The sequence below is a fragment of the Leifsonia sp. 10N434 genome, from assembly GCF_056394405.1.
This window is the reverse complement of record NZ_JBFTHV010000005.1, coordinates 177,653-199,837: the sequence shown is the minus strand read 5'-3', so window position 1 is coordinate 199,837 and position 22,185 is coordinate 177,653. Positions and strand designations below refer to the sequence as shown.

The 22,185-nt window shown below is 70.6% G+C and carries 17 protein-coding genes; 7 read left to right on the top strand and 10 right to left on the bottom strand.

Features of this window, described 5'->3' with window-relative positions; all coding sequences use genetic code 11:
- Window positions 1-123 precede the first annotated feature (123 nt).
- The gene (yczE, locus tag AC1DB1_RS14565; RefSeq protein ID WP_477201310.1) at window positions 124-1,050 is read right to left on the bottom strand and encodes a membrane protein YczE; all 927 of its coding nucleotides are present in this window, start codon (window positions 1,048-1,050) and stop codon (window positions 124-126) included.
- A gap of 61 nt (window positions 1,051-1,111) precedes the next feature.
- On the opposite strand from yczE, the gene yczR reads away from it, so the two are divergent.
- The 3 genes from yczR to AC1DB1_RS14550 all read left to right on the top strand — a co-directional run bounded on the left by yczR (window position 1,112) and on the right by AC1DB1_RS14550 (window position 7,215).
- The gene (gene yczR, locus AC1DB1_RS14560; RefSeq protein ID WP_477201309.1) at window positions 1,112-2,638 is read left to right on the top strand and encodes a MocR-like transcription factor YczR; all 1,527 of its coding nucleotides are present in this window, start codon (window positions 1,112-1,114) and stop codon (window positions 2,636-2,638) included.
- A gap of 168 nt (window positions 2,639-2,806) precedes the next feature.
- Entirely contained in the window at window positions 2,807-3,718 is a 912-nt protein-coding gene (locus AC1DB1_RS14555; protein ID WP_477201308.1) for a hypothetical protein, read from the top strand.
- A gap of 185 nt (window positions 3,719-3,903) precedes the next feature.
- Window positions 3,904-7,215 carry an efflux RND transporter permease subunit gene (locus tag AC1DB1_RS14550; RefSeq protein WP_477201307.1) on the top strand — a complete coding sequence of 1,104 codons (3,312 nt, stop codon included), beginning with the start codon at window positions 3,904-3,906 and terminating at the stop codon, window positions 7,213-7,215.
- A 35-nt stretch (window positions 7,216-7,250) separates the two neighbouring features.
- On the opposite strand, the gene AC1DB1_RS14545 is transcribed toward AC1DB1_RS14550, so the two are convergent.
- Window positions 7,251-7,640: a hypothetical protein gene (locus AC1DB1_RS14545; RefSeq protein ID WP_477201306.1), complete on the bottom strand. Its 390-nt coding sequence runs from the start codon at window positions 7,638-7,640 to the stop codon at window positions 7,251-7,253.
- Window positions 7,641-7,804: 164 nt separating this feature from the next.
- On the opposite strand from AC1DB1_RS14545, the gene AC1DB1_RS14540 reads away from it, so the two are divergent.
- Window positions 7,805-8,740 (top strand): arginase family protein, encoded by a 936-nt coding sequence (locus AC1DB1_RS14540; protein WP_477201305.1) that lies wholly within the window; start codon window positions 7,805-7,807, stop codon window positions 8,738-8,740.
- A 6-nt stretch (window positions 8,741-8,746) separates the two neighbouring features.
- Here the strand turns inward: AC1DB1_RS14540 and hutI are convergent, their stop codons facing one another.
- The 3 genes from hutI to hutH all read right to left on the bottom strand — a co-directional run bounded on the left by hutI (window position 8,747) and on the right by hutH (window position 13,318).
- The gene (gene hutI / locus AC1DB1_RS14535) at window positions 8,747-9,952 is read right to left on the bottom strand and encodes an imidazolonepropionase (RefSeq protein ID WP_477201304.1); all 1,206 of its coding nucleotides are present in this window, start codon (window positions 9,950-9,952) and stop codon (window positions 8,747-8,749) included.
- Window positions 9,953-9,954: 2 nt separating this feature from the next.
- On the bottom strand, window positions 9,955-11,610 hold the full coding sequence (hutU, locus tag AC1DB1_RS14530; protein ID WP_477201303.1) for a urocanate hydratase: 1,656 nt from the start codon (window positions 11,608-11,610) through the stop codon (window positions 9,955-9,957).
- A 142-nt stretch (window positions 11,611-11,752) separates the two neighbouring features.
- Window positions 11,753-13,318 (bottom strand): histidine ammonia-lyase, encoded by a 1,566-nt coding sequence (gene hutH, locus AC1DB1_RS14525; protein ID WP_477201302.1) that lies wholly within the window; start codon window positions 13,316-13,318, stop codon window positions 11,753-11,755.
- 181 nt (window positions 13,319-13,499) lie between these two features.
- On the opposite strand from hutH, the gene AC1DB1_RS14520 reads away from it, so the two are divergent.
- The gene (locus tag AC1DB1_RS14520; RefSeq protein WP_477201301.1) at window positions 13,500-14,258 is read left to right on the top strand and encodes an IclR family transcriptional regulator; all 759 of its coding nucleotides are present in this window, start codon (window positions 13,500-13,502) and stop codon (window positions 14,256-14,258) included.
- A 24-nt stretch (window positions 14,259-14,282) separates the two neighbouring features.
- On the opposite strand, the gene AC1DB1_RS14515 is transcribed toward AC1DB1_RS14520, so the two are convergent.
- The 5 genes from AC1DB1_RS14515 to AC1DB1_RS14495 all read right to left on the bottom strand — a co-directional run bounded on the left by AC1DB1_RS14515 (window position 14,283) and on the right by AC1DB1_RS14495 (window position 18,410).
- Window positions 14,283-15,407, bottom strand: coding sequence for a S1C family serine protease (locus AC1DB1_RS14515; protein WP_477201300.1), 1,125 nt, complete (start codon window positions 15,405-15,407; stop codon window positions 14,283-14,285).
- 56 nt (window positions 15,408-15,463) lie between these two features.
- The gene (locus AC1DB1_RS14510; protein ID WP_477201299.1) at window positions 15,464-15,937 is read right to left on the bottom strand and encodes a GNAT family N-acetyltransferase; all 474 of its coding nucleotides are present in this window, start codon (window positions 15,935-15,937) and stop codon (window positions 15,464-15,466) included.
- A 177-nt stretch (window positions 15,938-16,114) separates the two neighbouring features.
- Window positions 16,115-16,387: a DUF2277 domain-containing protein gene (locus AC1DB1_RS14505; RefSeq protein ID WP_477201298.1), complete on the bottom strand. Its 273-nt coding sequence runs from the start codon at window positions 16,385-16,387 to the stop codon at window positions 16,115-16,117.
- A gap of 32 nt (window positions 16,388-16,419) precedes the next feature.
- Window positions 16,420-16,860: an SRPBCC family protein gene (locus AC1DB1_RS14500; RefSeq protein ID WP_271176166.1), complete on the bottom strand. Its 441-nt coding sequence runs from the start codon at window positions 16,858-16,860 to the stop codon at window positions 16,420-16,422.
- Window positions 16,861-16,862: 2 nt separating this feature from the next.
- On the bottom strand, window positions 16,863-18,410 hold the full coding sequence (locus AC1DB1_RS14495; protein WP_477201297.1) for a phytoene desaturase family protein: 1,548 nt from the start codon (window positions 18,408-18,410) through the stop codon (window positions 16,863-16,865).
- Between the two features lie 86 nt (window positions 18,411-18,496).
- Here AC1DB1_RS14495 and AC1DB1_RS14490 point away from each other — a divergent pair, with 86 nt between their 5' ends.
- Window positions 18,497-19,636 (top strand): low temperature requirement protein A, encoded by a 1,140-nt coding sequence (locus tag AC1DB1_RS14490; protein WP_477201296.1) that lies wholly within the window; start codon window positions 18,497-18,499, stop codon window positions 19,634-19,636.
- 200 nt (window positions 19,637-19,836) lie between these two features.
- Complete coding sequence (locus AC1DB1_RS14485; protein ID WP_477201295.1) at window positions 19,837-22,044, top strand: DEAD/DEAH box helicase; 2,208 nt, start codon at window positions 19,837-19,839, stop codon at window positions 22,042-22,044.
- Window positions 22,045-22,185 lie beyond the last annotated feature (141 nt).

Sequence of the window (22,185 nt, the reverse complement as noted above, 5' to 3'; positions counted from 1 at the left end):
CAATCGAGTCCGAAGTTGTTGCGTCGAAATCGCGCGATTCGTATGAACAACTTCGGACTCGATTGCGTTGGCGCTGTGCGTGAGGCTTCGTGCGGCGCGGCGCGGCGCGGCGCGGCGCTGCGCTCAGGCGCCGGCGCGGCGCACGCGGCTCGCGCGGCGGGTGAGGCGGTCGTCGAGCCAGTAGGCGGCCACAGTCGCCGCCGCCCGGCGCGGGGAGACGGTGTCGCCGTCGCGTTCCGAACGCGCGCGGCGCTCGGCCGGCCCGCGGTCGGGCTGGTGCTCGCGGATGACGTTGCCCCATGCGGCGCGATCGGCGCGCATCCGGGACCCGGAGTCGGATTCGAGCAGGATGCCGTCGCGCACGTCGAAGCGCTCGGCATCCTGCTCGTCGAGAGCCGCCGCCTGCTCGGCCGTGCCCTCGAGTTCGCGCTCCGCCGCATCCGCTGCAGCGTCATGCGGGAGCCGGATCGCGAAGAAGGGGAGGGTCAGACTGCAGAGCGGCCCGACCAGGAGTGCGAAGGCGAGCGTGCCGACGCCGACGTTGCCTCCGAGGAACCAGCCGACGATCAGCACGGTCACCTCGATGCCGGTGCGGACGGCCCAGATCGGCCATCCGGTTCGGGCGTGCAGGCCGGTCATCAACCCGTCACGCGGGCCGGGCCCCAGGCGCGGCCCGATGTAGAGCCCGGTGGCGACGGCGAGCAGCAGCAGCCCGCCGGTGAAGAGCAGCACCTCGCCCCAGAGCTCGCTCTGCTGCGGGATGAGCCACAGCCCCAGCTGCGCGGACGGGCCGACGAGCAGCACGTTCAGCACGGTGCCGAGTCCGGGGCGCTGGCGCAGCGGGATCCAGAACAGCAGCACGACCAGCCCCACGACGTTCGTGATCAGCCCGAATTCCCACCCGGTCTTGATCGACAGCCCCTGAGCGAGCACGTCCCACGGCGAGACGCCGATGCCGGCGCGCACCATCATCGCGATCGCGATTCCGTAGAGGAACAGTCCGAGCAGGAGCTGCACGACGCGGCGGGTGAGGAGGAGTGCGGGATTCACTCTCCTATCCAATTTCAGAATTGGCCTTTGATCAAGATGCCAATTAGCTTAAGGTGGCCTTATGCCGGATGCCCAGCTCACCGCCCGCTCCCTGGAGACCCTGCTCGGCGAATGGCGCGGAAACGGTGCGCACTACCAGGCGCTGGCCGACCGCATTCGGTTGCTCGTGCTCGACGGACGCGTGCCGATCGACACCCGCCTGCCCGCCGAGCGGGACCTCGCCGGCCGCCTCGAGCTGAGCCGCACCACGGTCACCGCGGCGTATCGCGAGCTGCGCGACGCCGGATTCGTCGACAGCATCCGGGGCTCGGGCAGCGTGACCAGGCTGCCGGGACCGGTGCTCGTGCAGGGCGCGCCGATCGGCGGCGACGGGATGCTCGACTTCACCAAGGCGGCGCTCCCCGCGGCGACCGCGCTGCCCGCCGCCGCCCGCGCCGCCGCGGAGGAGCTGCCGCACTTCCTGCCGAGCTCGGGCTACGACCCCGTGGGGCTTCCGCACCTGCGCGAGGCGATCGCGGAACGGTACCGGTTACGCGGATTGCCGACCGACCCGGAGGAGATCCTCGTGACGGTCGGCGCGCAGCAGGCGATCGCGCTGATCGCGCGCACCTTCCTCGGGCGCGGCGACCGGGCTCTCATCGAGATGCCGACCTACCCGCATGCGACGGAGTCCCTGCGGCTGGCCGGGGCGCGGCTGGTGCCGATCACGGTGACGCCGCCGGGGTCGGCGGGGCCGGCGGGGCCGGCGGGGCCGCATCCGGTTGCCGTTTCGGGCGCCGCGGGTGGTTCGGGCGAGGCGGACGGCTGGGACATCGAGGCGATCGAGCAGACCATCCAGCGCGCCAACCCGGCCCTCGCCTACCTGATCCCCGACTTCCACAACCCGACCGGCGCATCCATGTCGCCGGAGACACGCGCGCGGGTGGTCGCCGCGGCCGCCGCGCAGGGCACGATCGTGGTCGGTGACGAGACGACCGGCGACCTCGATATCGACCGGATGGGCGAGTTCCCGTCGATCGCGTCGTTCCGCACGCGACGGGCGGGCGACGCGCCGCTGCTGCTGATCGGCTCCGCCTCCAAGAGCCTCTGGGGCGGCCTCCGGATCGGCTGGATCAGGGCCGACCGCTCTGTGGTGCGCAAGCTGATCGCCGCCAAGCCGTCGACCGATCTCGGAACGCCCATGATCGAGCAGCTCGTCGTCGCACGGATGCTGCCGGACTTCCCCGCGATCATGGAGGAGCGGCGCGTCCAGCTGCGTTCCGGCAGGGACACCGTGCGCCGGATGCTCGCCGAGACCTTCCCCGACTGGATCGTGCCCGACCTGCACGGCGGCCTCGCGGCGTGGGTCGGGATCGGCGCCCCGGTCAGTTCCGCGCTCGCCCTCGGCGCGCGCAACCACGGGCTGCTGCTGGCCGCCGGCCCGCGCTTCGGCCTGGACGGCGCCTTCGAGCGCTTTCTGCGCATCCCGATCACGTACAGCGAGGAGGAGACGGGGCGCGCCGTGGCGGCCCTCGCGCGCGCCTGGGCGGGCTCGCTGCGCGGCCCCGTGCCATACGCCGACCCGGTCGCCCTCGCCGACGTCGTCTAGCCGCGGCCGCCGCGGCCGCCGCGGCCGCCGCCTCGGCCCCCGCCGCCGCGGCCGGCCGTCGTTTGCCACTCGATGCGGCGCAGGAGGGTCCTGGAACGCATCGTCTGGCAAACGACGGGCTGTGGATAACACGCACCATGTGAATGTGTTTCGAGGCAGAGTCGATGGATGCGTCGTCGGGATCCCCTTCCCCGCGGATTCGGCGATCGTGCGTTCTCGTTCGAGCAGGCGGTCGACCGCTCCATCTCCGTCTGGCGTCTTCGATCGGACGACCTCCGCACCCCTTTTCGCGGTGTGCGGGAACCCGCCGATCGGCCGGTCACGATTCTCACTCGGTGCGAGGCGCTCCAGATCCGGATGCCGGAGGGCGGGGTGTTCAGCCACGCGACGGCGGCTCTTCTTCACGGGTTGCCGATTCCGCGCGTGCTCGCCGACGGCCCGCTCCACGTGTCGGTTCCGCGTCCGGTCAGGGCCCCGCGGATCTCGGGTGTGGTCGGGCATCAGGTGCGGTTCTGCGATGGAGACGTGGTGTCCATCCGTGGGTGGAGGGTGACGAGTGCGACGCGCACGTGGCGGGACCTGGCGTCGCGGCTGTCCGTGGCGGAATCGGTTGCTCTCGGGGACGCGATCATCCACTGGAGGTTGCGTCGTGCGTCGATCTCCGATCTCGCCCGTCGTGCGTCGACGCTGCGCGGTCGACCAGGCGCCGTGACGAGCGCCGCGGCCATCCCACTCCTGCACGAGCGATCCGAGTCGCCGCAGGAGTCCGCGTTGCGCGTGATGCTCGTGCAGGCCGGACTGCCGAGGCTCGACGTGAATGTCCCGCTCTACGACGCGAACGGTGCGTTCGTAGCGCGTCCCGATCTGCGATTCCCGGAGTTCCGGGTCGTCATCGAATACGAAGGGGATCACCACCGCAGCGATCGCGCGCAATGGCGCCGGGACTTCGCTCGCACGATGGCGCTGCAAGACCTCGGCGAGACGGTGATCAGGCTCGGTGCCGCCGACCTCGTCCCCGAAACCGCGAAGCTCGTCACGCGCATCCTGGTCCGCGCCGGCTGGTCATCGTTTGCCAGTTGATGCGGCGCATCAGGCTGTGGCGCCGCATCAAGTGGCAAACGACGAACGCGCTGCGCCGGGGGGAGTAGGCGCGGGCGGCGAAGTCGTACCAGGGCATGAGGATTTTGCACAGGGTGCAATGAGATACTTTCGAGGCGGCGAAGGGGTCGCGCTCTCAGCATCCGGATCTCGCAAAGGGTACGTCTGTGCATTTTCTCGCCGTTCTCAGCATGAAGAACCGCGCACTCATCGCGCTGGTGACCATCGTCGCAGCCATCTTCGGCGGCCTTGCGCTCACCAACCTCAAGCAGGAGCTCGCGCCGTCGATCCAGTTCCCGCAGCTCGCGATCATCTCGTCGTACCCCGGCGCTTCGCCCGAGGTCGTGAACAACGACGTCAGCACGCCGATCGAGACCGCGGTGCAGGGCGTGCCGAACCTCGACAGCACCTCGGCGGTCAGCAGCACGAACCAGTCGCTGATCACGGCGAAGTTCACCTACGGCACCGACCTCGCGACCGCTGAGCAGAAGCTCGACCAGGCGATCAACCGCATCAAGTCCACGCTTCCGGATGGCGTCGACCCGCAGGTGATCTCGGGGAGCATCGACGATCTGCCGGTCATCCAGCTCGCGGTCACCAGCGATCAGGATCAGCGCACCCTCGGCGACAGCATCACCAAGCTCGCGCTCCCCGACATCAAAGACGTGGACGGTGTCAACGACGCCCAGCTGGTCGGCGAGGTCGGCCAGCGGATCACCATCGTTCCGGATGCCGCGAAGCTCGCGGCGGCAGGCCTCAGCACCTCGTCGATCAAGGACGCGCTCCAGCAGAACGGCGTGCTGGTTCCCGGCGGCTCGATCACCGAGAACGGCAAGACACTCTCCGTGCAGTCGGGCAAGCAGCTCACGTCGATCGACGACATCACGAAGCTCCCGCTGATCGGGTCGGCGTCGGCGTCTGCTGGCGCAGGAGCAGGCGCGGGCGCGGGCGCCGGCGCAGCGGCGGGCGCGGGTGCCGCAGCCGGCGCAGGCGCAGCAGCCGGCGCAGGTGCAGCCGCCACCGTCCCGGCCGCGCCGCCCGCCCCGAAGACGATCGGCGACGTCGCCACCGTGACGAAGACCGATGACCCCGTGACCTCGATCTCGCGCGTCGACGGCAAGCCGGCGCTCACCATCGCCGTCACCAAGCTCCCGTCGGCCAACACCGTCGAGGTCTCCCACGCCGTCAACGACCTCATCCCCGACCTGCAGACCAAGCTCGGCAGCGGCGCCACGATCACTGTCGTCTTCGATCAGGCACCGTTCATCACGCAGTCGATCAATTCGCTCACCGAAGAGGGACTGCTCGGCCTCCTCTTCGCCGTGATCGTGATCCTGGTGTTCCTGCTCTCGATCCGCGCGACCCTGGTCACCGCGATCTCGATCCCGACCAGCGTGCTGATCACGTTCATCGTGATGCAGACCACCGGCTACACGCTCAACATCATCACGCTCGGCGCGCTCACGATCGCGATCGGCCGTGTCGTCGACGACTCGATCGTCGTCATCGAGAACATCAAGCGCCAGCTCGTGGCCGGCGTGGATCGAGCCACGACGGTCGTCAAGGCCGTGAGGGAGGTCGCGGGTGCGATCACCGCGTCCACGATCACGACGGTCGCGGTGTTCCTGCCGCTGGCCTTCGTCGGCGACGTGACGGGTGAGCTGTTCCGCCCGTTCGCCCTCACCGTGACGATCGCCCTGCTCTCGTCGCTGCTGGTCGCCCTGACCATCGTGCCCGTGCTCGCGTACTGGTTCCTGCGGCCGCCGAAGGCCCGCAAGCACGAGGGCGGCCAGGAGGACTCCGCGGCCGCGCACCTCTCGATCGACGAGGCCGCCGCTGCCGGCGAGGACGAGCTCGAGCATCCGTCGCGCCTGCAGAAGGGCTATCTGCCGATCATCCACTGGACGCTGAAGCACTCGGTCTCGACCGTGCTGATCGCCGTGCTGGTGCTCATCGGAACCTTCGCGCTGACCCCGCTGATGAAGACCAACTTCCTCGGTTCGACCGGACAGAACACGCTCACGGTGTCGCAGCAGCTGCCTCCGGGTACCAGCCTCGAGGCGCAGGACACCGCGGCCAAGGTGGTCGAGCAGAAGCTGCTCGACACGTCGGGTGTGAAGACGGTGCAGCTGTCGATCGGGTCGAGCGGCAGTTCACTGCGCGACGCGTTCTCGGGCGGCGGCGGCGCGATCACGTTCTCGGTGACGACCGATCCCAATGCCGATCAGGAGAAGCTGCAGAACACGGTCGAGTCCGAGCTCGGCGCGATCAAGGACCAGGGCGACATCACGGTGTCGACCTCGAGCGGTTTCGGTGCGTCCAACGACATCGAGATCGACATCACAGCCACCAGCAACGCCGACCTGCAGACGGCGACGGATTCGGTGGTCGAGCAGATGAAGTCGCTCGACTCCATCAAGCAGACGAGTGACAACCTCAGCGCGTCACTGCCGTACGTCGCCGTGAACGTCGACCGCACGAAGGCGGCCGCCGCCGGCCTCAGCGAGGTCGCCGTCGGCACGATCGTCTCGCAGGCGATGCAGCCGACCCAGGCGGGATCGATCGCGATCGACAACAGCTCGCTGAAGATCTACCTGCAGAGCGACAACCCGCCGACCACCGTCGCGCAGCTCGCCGCTCTCTCGGTGCCGACGGCGACTGGTCCGGTGGCCCTCAGCACACTCGCCAGCGTGACCCAGACCAACGGACCCTCGACGGTCACCACGCAGCGCGGGCTCCGCACCGCGACGGTGACGGCGACGCCGGGCACCGACAACCTCGGCACGGCCAACGCCGATGTGACGGCGGCGCTGAAGAAGGCCGAGCTGCCCTCGGGCTCGACGGCGAAGATCGGCGGCGTCTCCTCGAGCCAGTCCGACGCCTTCTCGCAGCTCGGGATCGCGCTGCTCGCGGCCATCCTGATCGTCTACATCGTGATGGTGGCGACGTTCCGGTCGCTCCGCCAGCCGCTGCTGCTGCTGGTCTCCGTGCCGTTCGCGGCCACCGGTGCGATCGCGCTCCAGGTGATCTCGGGCATCCCGCTCGGTGTCGCATCGCTCATCGGCGTGCTGATGCTGATCGGCATCGTGGTCACCAACGCGATCGTGCTGATCGACCTCGTCAACCAGTACCGGCGTCGAGGTATGACGGTGTCCGAGGCGGTGACACACGGTGCGTCACGTCGTCTGCGCCCCATCCTGATGACGGCGCTCGCGACCATCGCCGCGCTGTTCCCGATGGCGATCGGCCTCACCGGCCACGGCGGCTTCATCTCGCAGCCGCTGGCGATCGTGGTGATCGGCGGACTGATCTCGTCGACGCTGCTCACGCTCATCGTGCTCCCGACGCTCTACAACCTGGTCGAGGGCGCGAAGGAGCGCCGCGCGGCCAAGCGTGCGGCGAAGGCTGCCGCGGCGGGCGACGGTGACGGCGGTGCGCCGGGCGCACCCGAGGTCGTGGCGGAGCCGAGCCGGAGCTGACCGGAGCCGGAGCTGACCGGATCGCGCGCGACGCGTCAGGCGGACTCGTTCACGAGGTGGTCGAGCGACGCCTGCGCGAGCATCGGCCACTGGTCGCTCGCGGCTGCGGGCACCTCGACCCAGTCCTTGAACGGTTGATCGCGTCGCGAAGGGTCGAACAGTAGAGCGCCCGTGAGCAGGAGTGCCTCGGCATGCACCGACGTCTCCCGGCCGAGCCGGAAGGCCATCGCTCCGTAGAACTCGCAGGCGAACACCTTGCCGTTGAGCTTGAGCGCCGGATGCCCGAACATGCGTCCGGTGACCGCACCGCTCCCCGCGAGTTCGTGGGCGATCGCGGCGAACTCGGCCGCCGCGTCGGCTGAGGCGTCTGCGGCAGCCGAGGCGTCGGCGGGTGAATCGGCGGGAGCGTTCGCGGCGGAGTCCATGCGGCGATCCTAGGCGCGTGGAGGCTCGACCGCAGCAGTCGACCGCAGCCGCCGAGCGCAGCCGCCGATGCAGCGGCCGGCCGTCGACGGCCCACGTCCGTGATCCCAGACACGGATGCGACCCGGCAGTTCCCGGCACCGACGCGCGTTGGTAGCGTCGCACTATGAGCCCGCGACCCTTGTCCGTCGACCCCCTCTGGCCGCGCAGCGGCGACTGGCCGTTACCCGACGAGCTCGAACCGGGCGAGCGCATCGACCTCACTCTGCTGGGCATACCGACCTTCCGCACCTCGCTGTCGGCGACCGGCGCCGGTGAGACGCCGGCAGCCGTGCGAGCGGCGCTCCGCTACTACGCCCCCTTCCTATCGCTCGACCGCTCAGCGCCCGGCCCTCGTCCGCGGGAGCTCGAAGACCTCCTGTTCGCCGACGCCGGCGATGTGCTCGATCCGGACGGTCCCGAAGGCGAGGGCCGGGCGATCGCGGCGATGGCGGATGCGGTGGAGCGCGCATCCGTGACCGTGGCGGTGGGCGGCGACAACGCCCTCACGGTTCCGGCCGCACTCGGGTCGTGGGGCGACGATCTGGAGACGGCCGGGCTCGTGACCCTCGACGCGCACCACGATCTGCGCGACGGTGTCTCCAACGGTTCGCCGGTGCGCCGACTCATCGAAGCCGGGCTCGACGGCCGCCGGGTGGTGCAGATCGGTATCGCCGACTTCGCAAACTCGCACGCCTACGCGGCGCGGGCCGAGGAGTACGGGATCACGATCATCCATCGCGATGAGCTCCACCGCCGCCCGATGGACGACGTCATGGCGGAGGCGCTGGAGATCGCGGGAGGCGCGGGCGGACCGGTGCACGTCGATTTGGACGTCGACGTTTGCGACCGGTCCGTCGCGCCCGGATGCCCGGCTTCGATTCCCGGGGGACTCGCCGCCTGGGAACTGCGGGCGGCCGCCAGATTAGCCGGCTCGTGGGAATCGGTGCGGTCGGTCGACATCGCCGAGGTGGATGCGACGGCGGATGCGCCCGACGGACGCACGGTGCGTCTGGCGGCCCTGCTGGTGCTCGAGGTGGCGGCGGGACTCGCGAGCCGCTGAGCCCGCTCAGCTCAGGCGGGCGCCGTCCTTCCAGACGCCGTCGACCAGCGGCACGCCCGGACGGTACGCGAGGTGCACGAAGCTCGGCGCACGCAGGGCCACGAAGTCGGCACGGCTGCCGGCGGCCAGGTTTCCGACATCGGTGCGCCGAAGCGCGGCCGCGCCGCCGGCGGTGGCCGCCCACAATGCCTCAGCCGGCGTCATGCGCATGTCGCGCACCGCGACGGCGATGCAGAACGCCATCGATGAGGTGAACGACGACCCCGGGTTGCAGTCGCTGGCCAGCGCGACGGTGACGCCGGCGTCGATCAGTCGCCGGGCATCCGGGTACGGCTGCCGGGTGGAGAACTCGACGCCGGGCAGCAACGTGGCGACCGTGCGGGAGCTGGCGAGTGCGGCGACGTCGGTGTCGGTGAGGTACGTGCAGTGGTCGACGCTCGCCGCGTCGAGTTCGATCGCGAGCGCTACTCCGTCGCCCGGTGCGAGTTGGCTCGCGTGCAGCCGAACGCCGAGCCCCCTCTCGGCACCCGCCCGGAGGATTCGGCGGGACTGCTCGACCGTGAAGGCTCCGGTCTCGCAGAACGCGTCGATCCAGCGGGCATGCGGCGCGCACGCATCCAGCATCGGGCCGGAGACCAGCTTGACGTAGCTCTCGGGATCGTCGGCGAACTCCGCCGGAACGACGTGCGCGCCGAGAAAGGTCGTCTCGTCAGTGACCCGGCTCGCGAGCTCGAGCAGCCGGGCCTCGTCCGCGACCGTCAGGCCGTAGCCGCTCTTGATCTCGAACGTCGTGGTTCCCTGCCCGTGGAGCTCGGCGACGAAACCGTCGAGGCGCGCGGCCAGCTCGCCGTCGGAGGCGGCACGGGTGGCGGCGACCGTGCTGCGTATGCCGCCGGCGGAATACGCCGTTCCGGACATCCGCGCCTCGAACTCGGCGGCCCGGTCACCGCCGAAGACGAGGTGGGTGTGGGAGTCGACGAAGCCGGGGATGACGGCCGCCCCACCGAGGTCGACCGTCTCGACGGCGTCACCGCCGGTCGCGTTCCGGTCCAGCACGCCGGGGGCTTCGTCGGCCGACCCCGCCCAGACGACGAGGCCGTCGTGCACGAGCAGTGCGGCATCCGGCACGATCCCCAGAAGGCCGGATCGCACCGGATCGTTGGTGACGAGCTCAGCGATCCCGGTGAACAGCGTCGAACCCCCGGCGGGCATCGTCAGCCCTCCTGCATCGGGATGCGCAGGCCGCGCTCACGGGCGACCTCGGCCGCGCGCTCGTAACCCGCGTCCACGTGGCGCATCACGCCCGTGCCCGGATCGTTGATGAGCACGCGCTCGATCTTCTCGGCGGCGAGCGGTGTTCCGTCGGCGACGATCACCTGGCCGGCGTGGATGGAGCGGCCGATACCAACCCCGCCGCCGTGGTGGATCGACACCCAGGTCGCGCCGGATGCCGTGTTCAGCAGGGCGTTCAGCAGCGGCCAGTCGGCGATCGCGTCGGAGCCGTCGGCCATCGACTCGGTCTCCCGGTACGGCGAGGCGACCGATCCGGAGTCCAGGTGATCGCGCCCGATCACGATGGGCGCGCTGAGCTCTCCGCTGGCGACCATCTCGTTGAAGCGCAGGCCGGCGAGGTGGCGTTCCTTGTAGCCGAGCCAGCAGATGCGCGCGGGGAGACCCTCGAAGTGCACCTTCTCGCCCGCCTGGGTGATCCAGCGGCGCAGGTGCTCGTCGTCGGGGAACAGCTCGAGGATCGCCCGGTCGGTCGCGGCGATGTCGGCCGGATCGCCCGAGAGCGCCGCCCAGCGGAACGGCCCCTTGCCCTCCGCGAACAGCGGCCGGATGTACGCGGGGACGAAACCGGGGAAGTCGAAGGCCCTCTCGTACCCGCCGAGCTTGGCTTCCGCGCGCAGTGAGTTGCCGTAGTCGAAGACCTCGGCGCCGGCATCCTGGAATCCGACCATCGCCTCGACGTGCTTGGCCATCGAAGCGCGCGCGGCGAGGGTGAAGGCCTCCGGATCGGCGGCGGCGCGGTCGTGCCATTCGGCGACCGTGACGCCCTCGGGAAGATAGTTGAGCGGGTCGTGCGCACTCGTCTGGTCGGTGACGATGTCGATCGGGACGCCGCGGCTCAGCAGCTCGGGGAAGACGGTCGCCGCATTGCCGACGAGCCCGACGGAGAGCGGGCGGCGCTCGGCGCGGGCGGCGAGCACGCGCTCGACGGCGTCGTCGAGGTCGGTGGCCAGCTCGTCGAGGTAGCCGTGGTCGATGCGGCGCTGGAGGCGCGTCTCGTCGACATCGACGATCAGCACGGCGCCCTCGTTCATCGTCACGGCGAGCGGCTGCGCTCCCCCCATGCCGCCCGCGCCACCGGTGAGGGTGAGCGTGCCGGCGAGCGTGCCGCCGAACCGCTTCGCCGCGACGGCCGCGAAGGTCTCGTACGTGCCCTGCAGGATGCCCTGCGTACCGATGTAGATCCACGATCCGGCCGTCATCTGCCCGTACATGGTGAGGCCGAGGGACTCGAGCCGGCGGAACTCGGGCCACGTCGCCCAGTCGCCCACGAGGTTCGAGTTGGCGATGAGCACGCGCGGCGCCCACTCGTTCGTGCGGAAGACGCCGACCGGCTTGCCCGACTGCACGAGCAGCGTCTCGTCAGACTCGAGGTCACGCAGTGTGCGCACGATCGCGTCGAACGCCTCCCAGCTCCGTGCCGCGCGACCGGTGCCGCCGTAGACGACCAGGTCATCCGGTCGCTCGGCCACGTCGGGATCGAGGTTGTTCATGAGCATCCGCAGCGGTGCCTCGGTCTGCCAGCTCTTGGCGGTGAGTTCGGTCCCGCGTGCCGCGCGGACCTCTCTGGCTCCATCCATCGGAGTCTCCTTCGGTTGTCGTGGTGATCGAGTCTGAAGTTGTTGCCCCGACTCGCCGGGTGAGGCCGAAACAAGTTCGGACTCGATTGCTTCTGCGGCGGGCGGCGGGCGGTGGGTGGCGTGCGGGGACGAAGCGGAGCGGCTAGGCGAGCGGGCCGGCGACCGACTCGGCGGCGTCGAGCACGCGGCCCGACTGAACGAGCGCGACCACGGCCTCGATCTCGGGGGAGAGGTACCGGTCGGCGCCCGGGCCCTCGACGACCTCGCGTACGGCGCCGATGACCGCTCCGGTCGAGGCGCCCGGCTTCAGCGGCGCACGGAGGTCTGCCCCGCGCGCAGCGGTCATGACTTCGATCGCGAGTACGCGCCCCAGCCCGTCGAGCGACCGGCGCAGCTTGCGCGCGGCGGCCCACCCCATCGAGACGTGGTCCTCCTGCATCGCCGACGACGGGATCGAGTCGACCGAGGCCGGAGCGGCCAGTCGCTTGAGCTCGGACACGATGCCCGCCGCCGTGTACTGCGCGATCATCAGGCCGGAGTCGACACCGACCTCGTGCGCCAGGAAGGGCGTGAGCCCCTGGTTGCGGGCGGGATCGAGGAAGCGGTCGGTGCGCCGCTCCGACATGCTGGCGACATCGGCCACCACGATCGCGAGGAAGTCGAGCGCGTAGGCGACGGGGGCGCCGTGGAAGTTGCCGTTCGATTCCACGCGGCCGTCGAGCGTGAGCACCGGGTTGTCGACGGCGGACGCGAGCTCGCGTTCGGCCACGAGCGTTGCGTGCCCGAGCGTGTCGCGGGCGGCACCGTGCACCTGCGGCGCGCAGCGGAGCGAGTATGCGTCTTGCACGCGCGTGCACTCCGGCCCCTTGTGGCTCGCGACGATCGGGGAACCGGCGAGCATCCTGCGGATGTTCGCCGCCGCGAGCGCCTGGCCGTGCTGCGGGCGGAGGCGCTGCAGGTCGTCGGCGAACACGGCGTCGGTGCCGAGCAACGCCTCGACGCTCATCGCCGCCGCGACATCTGCGGTGCGCAGGAGGGCGCCCAGATCGTGGATGGCGAGGGAGAGCATTCCGAGCATCCCGTCGGTGCCGTTGATGAGGGCGAGCCCCTCCTTCTCCGCGAGCACGACGGGCCGGATGCCCGCAGCAGCCAGCGCGTCGGCGGCGTCTGCGACCGTGCCGGCGCCGTCGGACGCGGCACCGACGCGCACCTGGCCCTCGCCCATGGCCGCGAGGGCGCAGTGGGCGAGCGGGGCGAGGTCGCCAGAGCAGCCGAGCGAGCCGTACTCGCGCACGATCGGGGTGATTCCGGCGTTGAGCAGCGCCGCGTACGTCTCGACGGTCGCACGCTGCACGCCGGTGCGTCCGGTCATCAGGGTGGACAGGCGCAGCAGCATGAGTGCGCGCACGACCTCGCGCTCGACCTCGGGCCCGCTGCCGGCGGCGTGCGAGCGCACGAGGCTCGCCTGGAGCTGGGCGCGGCGGTCGGCCGGGATGTACGTGGTCGCGAGCGCGCCGAATCCGGTCGAGATGCCGTAGTGCGGTTCGGTGTCGTCGGCGAGGGCGTCGACGATGGCGCGGGATGCCTCGACCGCGTCGAGCGACTCGCGTTCGAGGTCGACGGGGGCGTCGTGGCGGGCGACGGCGACGACCTCGTCGACGGTGAGGGGTCGTGCGCCGACGGTGATGCGGGTCTTCGTGAGGAGCATGCCACCATCACACACGCTCGCGCTCGCGCGCGGACCCCGCCTAGACTCATCCGTGTCCGGGATCCCAGACGCCGGAGCTTCCGCGGTCGAGTACGGGAGAAATCCCGCGTCGGGGTCCGATTCGCGAGATTTCGCCCGGACTCGATGGCGGCGGCGGTGAGCCGGGAGAGAGGGAAGGCGCGTGAGCAAGGTGCCGGCGGCGGAGAACACCCTGCGCATCCTCGAGTACCTGGGGGCGCAGCGCGGACCGATGCCCGCCGCGTCCATCGCACACGCGCTGGAGCTGCCGCGCTCGAGCGTGTACCACCTGCTCACGGTGCTGCTTGAGCACGGCTTCGTCCTGCACTTCCCCGAGGCCAAGCGCTACGGGCTCGGGGTCGCCACCTACGAGCTCAGCTCCGCGTTCTCGCGGCAGGAGCCGCTCACCCGGCTCGGTCGCCCGATCCTGGCCGGCCTCGTCGACGCGATCGGGGAATCCGGCCACGTCGCCGTGCTGCACGGTCGCGACGTCGTCTACATTGCCGAAGAACGCGCTCCGCGCCGGCCCCGGCTGGTCACGGATGTGGGCGTGCGGCTCCCGAGCCACCTCACGGCGAGCGGGCGCGCCCTCCTCGCGACCCTGCCGGCCGGACAGCTGCGCGCCCTGTATCCGGATGCGGGCGCCTTCGAAGACCGCACCGGCGCCGGACCGCACAGCTATGCCGAGCTCAAACGTGTCGTCGCTGCGGTGCGGGAGACCGGCTACGCCACGGAGGACGGCGAGGTGACGCCGGGGTTCGCGTCGGTCGCCGTGTCGGTGCGCGACCACGCGGGGTGGCCGGCCGCGGGGATCGCGATCACGTTTCCGCGCGAGAACCTTTCGCGCGAGGAGTGGCCGGGCCTCGCGGCACGGATCGCAGAGGCCGCCGCCGAACTGTCGCGGCGCATCCGGGGCAGTTGAGGTGGGCGCCCAGCCGACGCACCGCTAGTCCGCCAGCGTCACCGTCGTGGTGTGCGAGCGGCCGTTGCGGAGGAAGTCGACCCTCACCGTGTCGCCCGCATTGCTGGTGAGCTGGATGTGCGTGAGCACGTCGAGGTTGACCGCCCGTTGACCGTTCACCGCGGTGATCACGTCGCCCGGATGGATCCCGGCGTCGTCCGCAGGCCCACCCGGCACGACCCCCTGCACGAACAGTCCGTCGGCCACGCCGTAGCGCACCGCGACCGCGTGCGGGATCGGGATGACGTCGGCGCCGACGTTCGGATAGGAGACCTCGCCGTGCTCGATGAGTTGGTGCGCGAGCGGAACCGCGACCGACTGCGGGACGGCGAATCCGATGCCGACGCTGCCCGTGCTGGTCTGTCCGCCGGAGCCGGGCACGGTCGCGATCGCCGTGTTGATACCGACGAGGCGACCGTTGCAGTCGACGAGCGCGCCGCCCGAGTTGCCCGGGTTGATGGACGCGTCCGTCTGGATCGCGCCGACCAGGATCGCGTTGCGGTCGTCGTCGCTCGGCACCGGGACGGTGCGTCCGAGTGCGCTCACGATGCCGGCGGTCACGGTGCTCGAGAGCCCGAGCGGGGCGCCGAGCGCGACCACCGGCTGGCCGACGGACAGGGAACCGGAGTCGCCTTCGTCGATCACCGGGAGGGCATCCGGGCTGGTGACCTTGATCACAGCGAGGTCTGTCTTCGGATCCCGCCCGACGATGCGGGCGCGCAGCTCGTGACCGTCGCTGAACCGCGCGGAGACGGTTCCCGAGGTGGCGGCGGAGGAGATCACGTGGTTGTTGGTGAGGATGTAGCCGTCGCTGGTGATGATCTCGCCGCTGCCGTTGCTGGAGCCGTTACGGGTCTCGACGACGATCGTCACGATGGTCGGCAGCACCCGGTCGGCCACCGAGGCGGCGTCGCACGAGCCGCGCTGGCCGCCGAGTGCGAGGGTGGTGACCGTTCCGGCGATGAAGCCGCCCGCGATCAGGATGAGCGCGGCGGCCGTCGCGATGCCCGCGATGAGCCAGCCACGGAGGTTGGTGGTGCGGTCGGCGGGCGGCTGGTTCGCCGCGTCACCGTCGCCGGACTGCGCGTTCGCGTCGCTCTCCTGTGCCACCGCGGGACCCCTCTCCGATGCCTGCCGTCAGGCTAGCGGCACGGTGAGGATGCGCGCTAGACGAGTTGCGGCGTGAGGGTCTTCGCGTAGCAGACCGAGTAGGGATCGCCCACGTAGTCCCCGAAGTTCGGGATGCGCGCGTACTCGCGGCGCTCGTACAGCGCGATCGCCGCGTGCTGCAGCGGTCCGGTCTCGAGCTGGAGGAGCGTGACGCCGTTCGCGCTCGCCGCCTGCTCGACCGCTGTGAGCAGGGTGGAGGCGAGTCCCTGGCCACGCGAGTCCTCGTGCACGAACATCCGCTTCAGTTCGGCGGCGCCGTCACTCTTGACGACGAGTGCCGCGATCCCGAGCGCTCGTCCGCCGGCATCGCGGCCGACGAAGACGGTGACGCCGGGCTTCTCGAGCTCCGACACGTCGAGCAGGTAGCAGCTCTCCGCGGGATAGAGCGAGAAGGCGTAGTCGTCACTGAGCTGCAGCAGCGCCTCGACACCGGATGCGCGCGGCGGCTCGACGGTCACGGTGATGGGCATGCCGAAACGCTACCGCCCCCGCATTTCCCGCAGATTACGCGAGCCGCCCTCGCCAGCCGCCCTCGCCAGCTCGCGCTTTCCGTTGAGGGGCGGCAAATCGGCCTAAACACGCCGACTGAGCCTGCGTTTGCCACCCCTCAACGAAGAGGAGCGACGGCGCGAGCCGGCCAGCAGCGGTCAGGCGGCGGCGAAGCGGCGGGCCGAGCGCTCCTTCAACTTGGCCGCCTCCTCGTCGCGGTTCTTCGGCGGGGCGGTCGTCACCAGGTCGTCGAGGAGGTGCTGCGTGAGGTGCGCGATCTCGGCGACGGCCCGATCGAACGCCTCAGCGTTGGCCTTCGACGGCTTCGTCGTGCCGCTGATCTTGCGCACGTACTGCAGGGCCGCGGCGTGCACCTCGTCACTGCTGGCGGCTGGCTCGAAATTGTGGAGAGTGTGGATGTTCCGGCACATGCGAAGAGGGTACGCCCGACGCCGCACGAGCACTACCGCCCGGCGCGACCGATTGCCACGTACTCCAGCCTTCGCAGCGTCTCGGCGTTGCGGATGCGCAGCGCGAGGTCGGCGAGCCACGTCGGGATGAGCCGGACCGGTCCCGCGCTCGGGAACTCCTCCATCCGCACCACGCAGCCGTCCCCGCGGGGCTTCGCCTCGATGATCACGCGCTCCTCGCCGGGCGGACGCGTCTTCGCGGTGAGCACCATCCGGCGCGGAGGGTCCCACTCCAGCACCTCCGTCTCGTCGTTCAGCACGAGCGGCCAGACCCCGATCGAGTGATGCAGTTTCGTGCCGGGCTCCGGATAGGCGGGGTCGGCCGCGCGCAGGCGCGACGCTCCGACGACCCAGGTCGGATACACCCACGGGTCGGCGAGCACGGCGAACACCTCGTCGGGGGTGCAGGCGAATCGCTTGACGTTGACGGACACGACTACTGCTCCGGCAGTCCGTCGTCGCGCAGGCTCAGCGCGGCGACATCTTCCGGCATCGGCACCAGGGGCTGCTCCGGGAGCGTCCCGGACGCGGCATCCGGACCGAGTGGCGGCATCTCGGTGACCCCGAATTCGTGGCGCAGAGCGCTCCTGGCGGCGTAGTAGCCGGAGAGCCCGTGCACGCCGGGGCCGGGAGCCGCCGCCGCCGACGCGAGGTAGAGACCACGCCCGGGCATCCGCCACGGCTCGGTCGACACGACCGGCCGCGCGATCAGCTGCTTCAGCGTCGGCGCTCCCGCAGAGATGTCTCCGCCGACGTAGTTGGGGTTGTAGCGCTCCATCTCGGCCGCGGTGCGGGAGGCGGACCCGATGATGAGGTCGCGGAAACCGGGGGCGAAACGCTCGATCTGCCGGATGATCGCCTCCTTCTGGTCCACGGTCGACCCTCGCGGAACGTGCGTGTACGCCCAGAGCACGTGCTGGCCGGCGGGGGCCCTGGTCGGGTCGACGATCGACGGCTGCGACACCAGAACATACGGGTCGGTGCTGTGGCGTCCGGCAGCCACCTCGCTCTCCGAATGCGCGATCGCGGCCCGGGTCCCGCCGAGGTGCACGGTCGGCGACTCCATGAGCTCCGGATTGCTCCACGGCACCGGTCCCGAGAGCGCGAAGTCGGCCTTGGAGACCCCGTTCCCGTTGCGGAACGTGGAGACGCGGCGCAGATAGTGCGCCGGCAGGCGGTCCTCCCCGAGCCGGGCAGCGGCCTCCATCCCGGTGTCGAACAGGACCACGCGGGCGGACGGCAACTCGCCGAGACTCTCGATCTCGACGCCGGTCACGACGTCTCCGCCATGCGCTTCGATGTCGGCGACCATGGCGTCGGCGATCGCCTGACTGCCGCCGATCGGCACCGGCCAGCCGCGGGCGTGCGCGTAGGTGGCGAGTGTGAGGCCGGCGGCTGCTCCGGCGAGGCTGGGGAGCTCGACGGTCGCGTGCGCGAAGACGCCGGTCAGCAGGGCGCCGGCCTCCTCGCCGCGGAAGGGCGCGTCCCACCACGGACCGCCCTGGCTGAGCAGCGCCAACCCGAACTGTGCAGCGGTGATCGGATGCCGCGGCACCTGGAAGAGCTGCGAACCGGTGAACTGCGCGACCTCGTCGGCCTTGCGCACGAGCGGTCCGAGCAGGGCGCGCCAGGCGGGGCCGTCGGCGCCGAGCGACTCCGCGGTGCGCTCGAGGTCGTGGTACGCGATCGCGGCGCGGCCCCCGTCGAGTGGATGCCCGTACGAGGCGGTCGGCACGGCGAACTCCACGCGCTTGTCGAGCCCGAACCGCCGGAAGAAGCCGGACGCGAAGGCGAGCGGATGCACGGCCGAGCAGATGTCGTGCACGAAGCCGGGGAGGGTGATGGCCTCGGTGCGCATCCCGCCGCCCACGGTCGCGTTGCGCTCGTAGACCTGCACGGAGAGCCCGGCCCGCGCGAGGGTCACGGCGGCGGCGAGCCCGTTGGGGCCCGATCCGATCACGATCGCGTCGGGTTCGGTGTTCATGTCTCCCTGTATACCCCGTCGGTCGCACGCGGCCCAGGGTGGCGGCGGCATCGACGGCCGTTTGCCAGTCCCAGTACCCTTCCGTCATGGCGAATCGGCTCACGCAGGCCGCGGAACGGGTATCGACGGTCGAACTGCTCTTCGACCTCGTCTTCGTGTTCACGATCACGCAGGTGACGGAGATCGTGGTCGAGCATCCGAGTTGGAGCAGCGTTGGTCAGGCTGCGCTCATCCTGGCGGTCGTGTGGTGGATGTACGACGCGTTCGCCTGGCTCACCAACCAGGCGCCCGCCGACAGTACGGTGCTGCGTATCGGGCTGGTCGCGGCGATGGTGTCGTTCCTCCTCATGGCCGTCGCCATCCCGGATGCCTTCGGCGACGGGGGCATCCTGTTCGGCTTCACCTACCTCGCGGTGGTGCTGATCCACTTCGGGCTCTTCGCGTCCCTGGGGCGGTCGGGTTCCGCGCGGTCGATGCTGCGCGTGATCCCGTTCAACGCGGCCGGCGCCGTCCTACTCATCATCGCCGGCTTCGTGACCGGTCCGGCCGACTGGATCCTGTTCGCCGTCGCGCTCGTCGTGATGGTCTCGACCTCGTTCACGAGCGGCCCGACCGGGTTCGATCTGGGCGCCTCGCACTTCGTCGAGCGGCACGGACTGCTGATGATCATCGCGTTCGGCGAATCCATCGTGTCCGTCGGCGTCGGTGCCGGGCATCACGAGTTCGGCGCGCAGATGATCGTGGGCACCGTGTTGTCGGTCGCCATCGTGGCGGCCCTGTGGTGGTGCTACTTCGCCGGTGGCGACGAGCGCGCAGGGCTCCGGATGACCGAGGCGTCCAGTCGGCGTCGCTCCACACTCGCGCTCACCGCGTTCGCACTCGATCACTACGTGATGATCCTCGGCCTGGTGCTGCTGGCGGCCGGCGTCCGCTTCGTGACCGGGGACGTCTTCGCCGTCGCGCCGGCGGCCGGTGCGTGGCTGCTGGCGTTCGGCGTGGCGCTGTACCTGGTGGGGGACGCCCGCTACCGGCAGGAGCTCGCCCTGGGACCGGCACTGATCCGCTATCTGGCTGCGCTGGTCTGCGCGGCGACCGGACTGATCGGGCTCGCGGTCGCGTCGGTGTGGCAGCTCCTCGCGCTGCTGATCGTGCTGGTGGTCGTGATCGCCGGCGAAGCCGCGCGTGCGAAATCACCGACCATTCCCAGCATCGATCCTGTATCGTAGATAAGTCGGCTCTTGACACCGCGCTTTTCTGTGCGGATGGGTTTGTAAGTCAGGTGGGCCGGTTTCGCCGCCGATCGGCGGGCGAATGATCACAAGTATGTGAACGGCCCCGGCCAAAGACTGCCCGGGTTCTCCCCGAAGCGCGAGATCTCATCGCGCGCTCCGTTATGCACACGAGAACAACCCAGGAAGAAACAGTCATGCCCGGATTCAAGAAACACGGCAACTCCGCACCCGGCGCCCGCAAGGGCGGCCCGAAGGCCGGCAGCCGCAGCGCAGGCCACCGCGGATACCGTCCCGCAGAAGAGGCGCCCAAGAAGCAGCGCTGGAACGCCGACGAGCGCGCCGCCCGCGGCCGCGCCACCTACGGCAGCCGCGACGCCCAGACCGGCGCCTCCGCCGGACGCTCGGAGCGCCCGAACTGGGAGCCCCGCGGCAAGGACGCCCGCCGCACCTGGCCGGCCAACGACGACCGCGCCGGCCGTACGGGCGAGCGCAGCGACCGTAGTGACCGTGGCGCCCGCTCCTCCGACGAGCGCGCCCCGCGCCGCGACTTCGACAACGACCGTCCGCGTCGTTCGTTCGACGACCGTGCCCCGCGTCGTGACGACCGCGCGCCCCGTCGCGACTTCGACAACGACCGCGCTCCCCGTCGCTCGTTCGACGGTGACCGCGCCCCGCGTCGCGACTTCGACAACGACCGTCCGCGTCGTTCGTTCGACAGCGATCGCGCCCCGCGTCGTGATGACCGTGCCCCGCGAAAGGACTTCGACAACGACCGGGCCCCGCGCCGCGATGACCGTGGCGACCGTGCCCCGCGTCGCGAGTACGGCTCCGACCGTCCGCAGCGCGACTTCGGTGGCGACCGCGCCCCGCGCCGCGACTTCGACAACGACCGTCCGCGTCGTTCGTTCGACGACCGCGCACCGCGTCGTGATGACCGTGGCGACCGCGCTCCGCGTCGCGAGTACGGCTCCGACCGTCCGCAGCGTTCGTTCGACGACCGCGCTCCCCGCCGCGATGACCGTGGCGACCGCGCACCCCGCAAGGACTTCGGCAGCGACCGCGCCCCGCGCCGTGACTTCGACAACGACCGCGCTCCCCGCCGCGACTACGACTCGAAGTTCTACCCGAGCCGCGAAGAGAAGCCGGCGTTCACCGCGCACGACGACGTCGTGCTCGAGCGCCTCGAGGCCGAAGCCATCCAGGCGGCCGACGTCGACGGCGTGACCTTCGGCGACCTCGGCATCGGCGGCAACATCTCCCGCGCCCTCGCCGAGCTCGGTGCTGCGACTCCGTTCCCGATCCAGGCTGCGACCATCCCGGATGTGCTCGCAGGCAAGGACGTGCTCGGTCGCGGCCGCACCGGCTCGGGCAAGACGATCGCGTTCGGCGCCCCGCTGGTCGAGCGTCTGATGACGATCTGGGCGGAGCAGGGCAAGGCCGGCGGAAAGCGTCAGATGGGCCGCAAGCCGCGCGCCCTCATCCTGGCGCCGACCCGCGAGCTCGCGCTGCAGATCGACCGCACCGTTCAGCCGATCGCCCGCAGTGTCGGCCTCTTCACCACCCAGATCTACGGAGGCGTGCCCCAGGCCCGCCAGGTCGGCGCGCTCCAGCGCGGTGTCGACATCGTGATCGGCACCCCCGGACGCATCGAGGACCTCATCGAGCAGGGTCGCCTCGACCTGAGCGAGGTCGTCATCACCGTCCTCGACGAGGCCGACCACATGTGCGACCTGGGCTTCCTCGAGCCGGTGCAGCGCATCCTGCGCGAGACCGCCGACGGCGGCCAGAAGCTGCTCTTCTCGGCCACTCTCGACAAGGGTGTCGCCCAGCTCGTCAAGGAGTTCCTCCCCGAGCCGTCCGTTCACGAGGTCGCCGGTGAAGACCAGGCCTCGTCGACGATCGACCACCGCGTGCTCGTGGTCGAGCACCGCGACAAGGGTGCCATCATCGAGCAGCTCGCCGACCGCGAGGGCAAGACCCTGGTCTTCGCCCGCACCCGCGCCTTCGCCGAGATGCTCGCCGACCAGCTCGACGACGCCGGTATCCCGGCCGTCAGCCTGCACGGCGACCTCAACCAGTCGCGCCGCACGCGCAACCTGGCGCAGCTGACCAGCGGTCGCGTGAACGTGCTGGTGGCGACTGACGTCGCCGCCCGTGGCATCCACGTCGACGACATCGACCTGGTCATCCAGGCCGACGCTCCGGATGAGTACAAGACCTACCTGCACCGCTCGGGCCGTACGGGCCGCGCCGGCAAGCAGGGCACGGTCGTCACGCTCATCCCGCGTCAGCGTCAGCGTCGTATGAGCGACCTGCTGGGCCGCGCCGAGATCGAGGCCGAGTTCGTGCCCGCGATCCCCGGCGACCAGCTGATCACCGATCTCGCGCAGGCCGGGGCGTAACAGCCGCCGCTTCCGCGAGCATCCGCGCAAGAGCCGCATCGGACAATGTCCGGTGCGGCTCTTCGTTCATCCCTGGGCCCCCGGTTCGGCTGCGGCATCCCGATTTCCGAATTTCTACAGCGTGTAGAAGTATGGATCGAG

Bases quoted from the DNA above. Each gene is read 5' to 3' on its own strand.
- AC1DB1_RS14495 (WP_477201297.1), bottom strand. From the start codon at position 18,410: ATGAACACCGAACCCGACGCGATCGTGATCGGATCGGGCCCCAACGGG.
- hutH (WP_477201302.1), bottom strand. From the start codon at position 13,318: ATGCTCCTCACGAAGACCCGCATCACCGTCGGCGCACGACCCCTCACC.
- yczR (WP_477201309.1), top strand. From the start codon at position 1,112: ATGCCGGATGCCCAGCTCACCGCCCGCTCCCTGGAGACCCTGCTCGGC.
- hutI (WP_477201304.1), bottom strand. From the start codon at position 9,952: ATGCCCGCCGGGGGTTCGACGCTGTTCACCGGGATCGCTGAGCTCGTC.
- AC1DB1_RS14545 (WP_477201306.1), bottom strand. From the start codon at position 7,640: ATGGACTCCGCCGCGAACGCTCCCGCCGATTCACCCGCCGACGCCTCG.
- AC1DB1_RS14490 (WP_477201296.1), top strand. From the start codon at position 18,497: ATGGCGAATCGGCTCACGCAGGCCGCGGAACGGGTATCGACGGTCGAA.
- AC1DB1_RS14555 (WP_477201308.1), top strand. From the start codon at position 2,807: ATGCGTCGTCGGGATCCCCTTCCCCGCGGATTCGGCGATCGTGCGTTC.
- AC1DB1_RS14485 (WP_477201295.1), top strand. From the start codon at position 19,837: ATGCCCGGATTCAAGAAACACGGCAACTCCGCACCCGGCGCCCGCAAG.
- AC1DB1_RS14505 (WP_477201298.1), bottom strand. From the start codon at position 16,387: ATGTGCCGGAACATCCACACTCTCCACAATTTCGAGCCAGCCGCCAGC.
- AC1DB1_RS14540 (WP_477201305.1), top strand. From the start codon at position 7,805: ATGAGCCCGCGACCCTTGTCCGTCGACCCCCTCTGGCCGCGCAGCGGC.
- AC1DB1_RS14510 (WP_477201299.1), bottom strand. From the start codon at position 15,937: ATGCCCATCACCGTGACCGTCGAGCCGCCGCGCGCATCCGGTGTCGAG.
- hutU (WP_477201303.1), bottom strand. From the start codon at position 11,610: ATGGATGGAGCCAGAGAGGTCCGCGCGGCACGCGGGACCGAACTCACC.